Below are 5,655 nucleotides of genomic sequence, written 5' to 3' on the forward strand. Positions count from 1 at the left end.
CAGGAGTTCGCACAGGCCAGAGCAGATCACTGCCTGCGTATCCCTCAGACTTCCCATATCCGCTCACTGAATCTATCCAACGCAGCGGCCATCGTAGTGTACGAAGCTCTACGGCAGCAGGGGTTCGCCGGTTTGTCTTAACCAGTTTCTCATTCAGCACAAAGCAAAAAACCCAGTAGACTATCTACTGGGTTCTTCTTAATGGGTGTCTGGCGGTGTCCTACTTTCACATGGGCATCCATACTATCATCGGCGCTAGGTCGTTTCACGGTCCTGTTCGGGATGGGAAGGCGTGGGACCAACCCGCTATGGCCGCCAGACTTTAAACTGTCAAATCAGAAAGCCTTAATCTTGGTGATGCTTGTATTCTCATCAGTAAGCTTTATCATTTACCTTGCACACCTTCTGTGTGCGAAGTCCTTCAAATGATAGAGTCAAGCCTCACGAGCAATTAGTATCGGTTAGCTCCAAGTGTTACCACTCTTCCACACCCGACCTATCAACGTCCTGGTCTCGAACGTCTCTTTAGAGGGATTAAATCCCTAGGGAAGTCTCATCTTCAGGCGAGTTTCACGCTTAGATGCTTTCAGCGTTTATCTCTTCCGAACTTAGCTACCCGGCGATGCGACTGGCGTCACAACCGGTACACCAGAGGTTCGTCCACTCCGGTCCTCTCGTACTAGGAGCAGCCCCCGTCAAACTTCCAACGCCCACTGCAGATAGGGACCAAACTGTCTCACGACGTTTTAAACCCAGCTCACGTACCACTTTAAATGGCGAACAGCCATACCCTTGGGACCGACTACAGCCCCAGGATGTGATGAGCCGACATCGAGGTGCCAAACTCCGCCGTCGATATGAACTCTTGGGCGGAATCAGCCTGTTATCCCCGGAGTACCTTTTATCCGTTGAGCGATGGCCCTTCCATTCAGAACCACCGGATCACTATGTCCTGCTTTCGCACCTGCTCGACTTGTCGGTCTCGCAGTTAAGCTACCTTGTGCCATTGTACTATCAGTCCGATTTCCGACCGGACCTAGGTAACCTTCGAACTCCTCCGTTACTCTTTGGGAGGAGACCGCCCCAGTCAAACTGCCTACCATGCACGGTCCCCGATCCAGATAATGGATCCGGGTTAGAACCTCAAAGTCACCAGGGTGGTATTTCAAGGACGGCTCCACAGAAACTAGCGTTCCTGCTTCTTAGCCTCCCACCTATCCTACACAAGTGACTTCAAAGTCCAATGCAAAGCTACAGTAAAGGTTCACGGGGTCTTTCCGTCTAGCAGCGGGGAGATTGCATCTTCACAACCATTTCAACTTCGCTGAGTCTCAGGAGGAGACAGTGTGGCCATCGTTACGCCATTCGTGCGGGTCGGAACTTACCCGACAAGGAATTTCGCTACCTTAGGACCGTTATAGTTACGGCCGCCGTTTACTGGGGCTTCGATCCGATGCTTGCACATCTTCAATTAACCTTCCAGCACCGGGCAGGCGTCACACCCTATACGTCCACTTTCGTGTTTGCAGAGTGCTGTGTTTTTATTAAACAGTCGCAGCCACCTATTCTCTGCGACCTCTAATAGCTTACAGAGTTAATCTTTCACCATCAGAGGCATACCTTCTCCCGAAGTTACGGTATCAATTTGCCGAGTTCCTTCTCCTGAGTTCTCTCAAGCGCCTTAGAATTCTCATCCTACCCACCTGTGTCGGTTTGCGGTACGGTTTCATTCAAACTGAAGCTTAGTGGCTTTTCCTGGAAGCGTGGTATCAGTCACTTCGTGTCCTTAGACACTCGTCATCACTTCTCGGCGTTAAGCACCCGGATTTGCCTAAGTGCTCCACCTACCGGCTTAAACGATCTATTCCAACAGATCGATGACCTAACCTTCTCCGTCCCCACATCGCATTTGAATCAAGTACAGGAATATTAACCTGTTTCCCATCGACTACGCATCTCTGCCTTGCCTTAGGGGCCGACTCACCCTACGCCGATGAACGTTGCGTAGGAAACCTTGGGTTTTCGGCGACAGGGCTTTTCACCCTGTTTATCGCTACTCATGTCAACATTCGCACTTCTGATACCTCCAGCATGCTTCTCAACACACCTTCTTCGGCCTACAGAACGCTCCCCTACCATGTCAGTTGCCTGACATCCGCAGCTTCGGTTACAGATTTGAGCCCCGTTACATCTTCCGCGCAGGACGACTCGACCAGTGAGCTATTACGCTTTCTTTAAATGATGGCTGCTTCTAAGCCAACATCCTGGCTGTCTGGGCCTTCCCACTTCGTTTACCACTTAATCTGTCATTTGGGACCTTAGCTGGCGGTCTGGGTTGTTTCCCTCTTGACACCGGACGTTAGCACCCGATGTCTGTCTCCCGAGGAACCACTTGATGGTATTCTTAGTTTGCCATGGGTTGGTAAGTCGCAATGACCCCCTAGCCATAACAGTGCTTTACCCCCATCAGTGTCTTGCTCGAGGCACTACCTAAATAGTTTTCGGGGAGAACCAGCTATCTCCGAGTTTGTTTAGCCTTTCACCCCTATCCACAGCTCATCCCCGCATTTTGCAACATGCGTGGGTTCGGTCCTCCAGTACCTGTTACGGCACCTTCAACCTGGCCATGGATAGATCACTCGGTTTCGGGTCTACACCCAGCAACTCGTCGCCCTATTAAGACTCGGTTTCCCTGCGCCTCCCCTAATCGGTTAAGCTCGCTACTGAATGTAAGTCGTTGACCCATTATACAAAAGGTACGCAGTCACGGATTACTCCGCTCCCACTGTTTGTATGCATCAGGTTTCAGGTTCTATTTCACTCCCCTCCCGGGGTTCTTTTCGCCTTTCCCTCACGGTACTGGTTCACTATCGGTCGATGATGAGTATTTAGCCTTGGAGGATGGTCCCCCCATATTCAGACAGGATTTCTCGTGTCCCGCCCTACTTCTCGTATACTTAGTACCATCTCTGAAATTTCAAATACGGGGCTATCACCCTCTGTGGCCAAGCTTCCCAGCTTGTTCTTCTATCTCAGTGACTATCATATACAGGCTCTTACGCGTTCGCTCGCCACTACTTGCGCAATCTCGGTTGATTTCTTTTCCTCTGGGTACTTAGATGGTTCAGTTCTCCAGGTTCGCTTCTCTAAACCTATGTATTCAGTTTAGGATACCATGCTTTTACATGGTGGGTTTCCCCATTCGGATATCGCGGGATCACAGCTCTATTGCCAGCTCCCCCACGCTTTTCGCAGGCTTACACGTCCTTCTTCGCCTATCATCGCCAAGGCATCCACCTGATGCACTTATTCACTTGACTCTATCATTTCAAGAACCTCTTGACTTCATCACAACTACCGTTGACCTGTAATCATGACTTAAGCTCCCTACTCTCATAAAGCTTACTTCTTGGTTGTCTGAACAACGCCTTTTGTCTTCGTTGCTCAGCGATACAATCATCACCCAATTCTTTCAGCACTTCCACTTCATCCGTCTCCAGACTCAGCTTCCATGCCTCAATCTTTGTTTGTTGATTTCGGCTTTCCAATTTGTTAAAGATCGATGCGTTACTTCGCAAATTAAATTCAGCTTCCGCTTCATCTGCTTCCAGATAAACTCAATTTAATTTCCAAAGTGTGGTGGAGGCAAACGGGATCGAACCGATGACCCCCTGCTTGCAAAGCAGGTGCTCTACCAACTGAGCTATGCCCCCTCTCTTCTTAAATAAGTGGTGGGTCTGGGAGGACTTGAACCTCCGACCCCACGCTTATCAAGCGTGTGCTCTAACCAGCTGAGCTACAAACCCAGTTTATTCAGTCTCTTCTCGCATCTTTTCAGTTTACCGATAAGTGTGAATGCGAATAACCCTCTTCTTTTCTCTAGAAAGGAGGTGATCCAGCCGCAGGTTCCCCTACGGCTACCTTGTTACGACTTCACCCCAGTCATGAAGCATACCGTGTTAAGCGACCCCCTTGCGGTTAGTCTACCCAATTCTGGTATCCCCCACTCCCATGGTGTGACGGGCGGTGTGTACAAGACCCGGGAACGTATTCACCGCAGTATGCTGACCTGCGATTACTAGCGATTCCGACTTCATGCACTCGAGTTGCAGAGTGCAATCCGGACTACGATCGGCTTTCTGAGATTGGCTTCACCTCGCGGCTTCGCTACCCTCTGTACCGACCATTGTATGACGTGTGAAGCCCTGGTCATAAGGGCCATGAGGACTTGACGTCATCCCCACCTTCCTCCGGTTTGTCACCGGCAGTCTCATTAGAGTGCCCAACTTAATGATGGCAACTAATGACAAGGGTTGCGCTCGTTGCGGGACTTAACCCAACATCTCACGACACGAGCTGACGACAGCCATGCAGCACCTGTGTTACGGTTCCCGAAGGCACTCTCCTATCTCTAAGAGATTCCGTACATGTCAAGACCAGGTAAGGTTCTTCGCGTTGCATCGAATTAATCCACATCATCCACCGCTTGTGCGGGTCCCCGTCAATTCCTTTGAGTTTTAATCTTGCGACCGTACTCCCCAGGCGGACAATTTCTCGCGTTAGCTTCGCTACTAAGACATCTAGTGCCCCAACAGCTAATTGTCATCGTTTAGGGCGTGGACTACCAGGGTATCTAATCCTGTTTGCTACCCACGCTTTCGAGCATGAACGTCAGTGTTATCCCAGGAGGCTGCCTTCGCCATCGGTATTCCTCCACATCTCTACGCATTTCACTGCTACACGTGGAATTCTACCTCCCTCTGACACACTCTAGTTAGACAGTTTCAAATGCACGTCCCAAGTTGAGCTCGGGGATTTCACATCTGACTTATCTAACCGTCTGCGCTCGCTTTACGCCCAGTAATTCCGATTAACGCTCGCACCCTACGTATTACCGCGGCTGCTGGCACGTAGTTAGCCGGTGCTTATTCTTTAGGTACCGTCAGCACCAGGTGGTATTAGCACCCGGCTTTTCTTCCCTAACAAAAGTCCTTTACAACCCGAAGGCCTTCTTCAGACACGCGGCATGGCTGGATCAGGGTTCCCCCCATTGTCCAAAATTCCCCACTGCTGCCTCCCGTAGGAGTTTGGGCCGTGTCTCAGTCCCAATGTGGCGGATCATCCTCTCAGACCCGCTATGGATCGTCGCCTTGGTAGGCCTTTACCCCACCAACTAGCTAATCCAACATCGGCCGCTCAAATAACGCGAGGTCCTAAGATCCCCCGCTTTCCCCCTCAGGGCGTATGCGGTATTAGCCATCCTTTCGGACAGTTATCCCCCATTACTCGGTACGTTCCGATGCATTACTCACCCGTTCGCCACTCGCCACCAGAGAGCAAGCTCTCCGTGCTGCCGTTCGACTTGCATGTGTAAAGCATGCCGCCAGCGTTCAATCTGAGCCAGGATCAAACTCTTATGTTTAATCTTAGCTTGTTGTAATCCTGAAGTTCCCTTCAGTATCACTGGTCTGCTTCAAAGTTATTGACAAGATTTATTACTATCCTGTCCCTCTGAATCAGTGTGAGGCTTATCCGCACTCACACTTATCGGTAATCTGTTCTGTTAAAGAGCGTTGCTTTCGACTGCGTTCTACTTTAAACTGTTTCGTTCGTTTCGGCTCGCGTCTCAGCGAAGAAGGCGAACTATACGCCCCT

General features: G+C 50.4%; 1 protein-coding gene, 2 tRNA genes and 3 rRNA genes. 1 reads left to right on the plus strand and 5 read right to left on the minus strand.

The annotated features are described in order from the left end of the window. The coding region (locus ACQP6D_RS10845; protein ID WP_427858210.1) for a tRNA (cytidine(34)-2'-O)-methyltransferase at nucleotides 1-141 on the plus strand (141 nt) is incomplete at its 5' end. Between the two features lie 66 nt (nucleotides 142-207). On the opposite strand, the gene rrf is transcribed toward ACQP6D_RS10845, so the two are convergent. The 5 genes from rrf to ACQP6D_RS10870 all read right to left on the minus strand — a co-directional run bounded on the left by rrf (nucleotide 208) and on the right by ACQP6D_RS10870 (nucleotide 5,422). After that, a 5S ribosomal RNA gene (rrf, locus tag ACQP6D_RS10850) occupies nucleotides 208-320 on the minus strand. Nucleotides 321-430: 110 nt separating this feature from the next. After that, nucleotides 431-3,320: ribosomal RNA gene (locus ACQP6D_RS10855) — 23S ribosomal RNA — on the minus strand. 317 nt (nucleotides 3,321-3,637) lie between these two features. Next, a tRNA-Ala gene (locus tag ACQP6D_RS10860) sits at nucleotides 3,638-3,713 on the minus strand. A 16-nt stretch (nucleotides 3,714-3,729) separates the two neighbouring features. Continuing rightward, nucleotides 3,730-3,806: transfer RNA gene (locus ACQP6D_RS10865), tRNA-Ile, on the minus strand. A 77-nt stretch (nucleotides 3,807-3,883) separates the two neighbouring features. Next, nucleotides 3,884-5,422: ribosomal RNA gene (locus tag ACQP6D_RS10870) — 16S ribosomal RNA — on the minus strand. Together the 16S, 23S and 5S rRNA genes with 2 tRNA genes alongside form the textbook arrangement of a ribosomal RNA operon. Nucleotides 5,423-5,655 lie beyond the last annotated feature (233 nt).

Source organism: Snodgrassella sp. CS2 (genome assembly GCF_050310315.1).
In the GTDB taxonomy this organism is placed as follows: domain Bacteria; phylum Pseudomonadota; class Gammaproteobacteria; order Burkholderiales; family Neisseriaceae; genus Snodgrassella; species Snodgrassella alvi_E.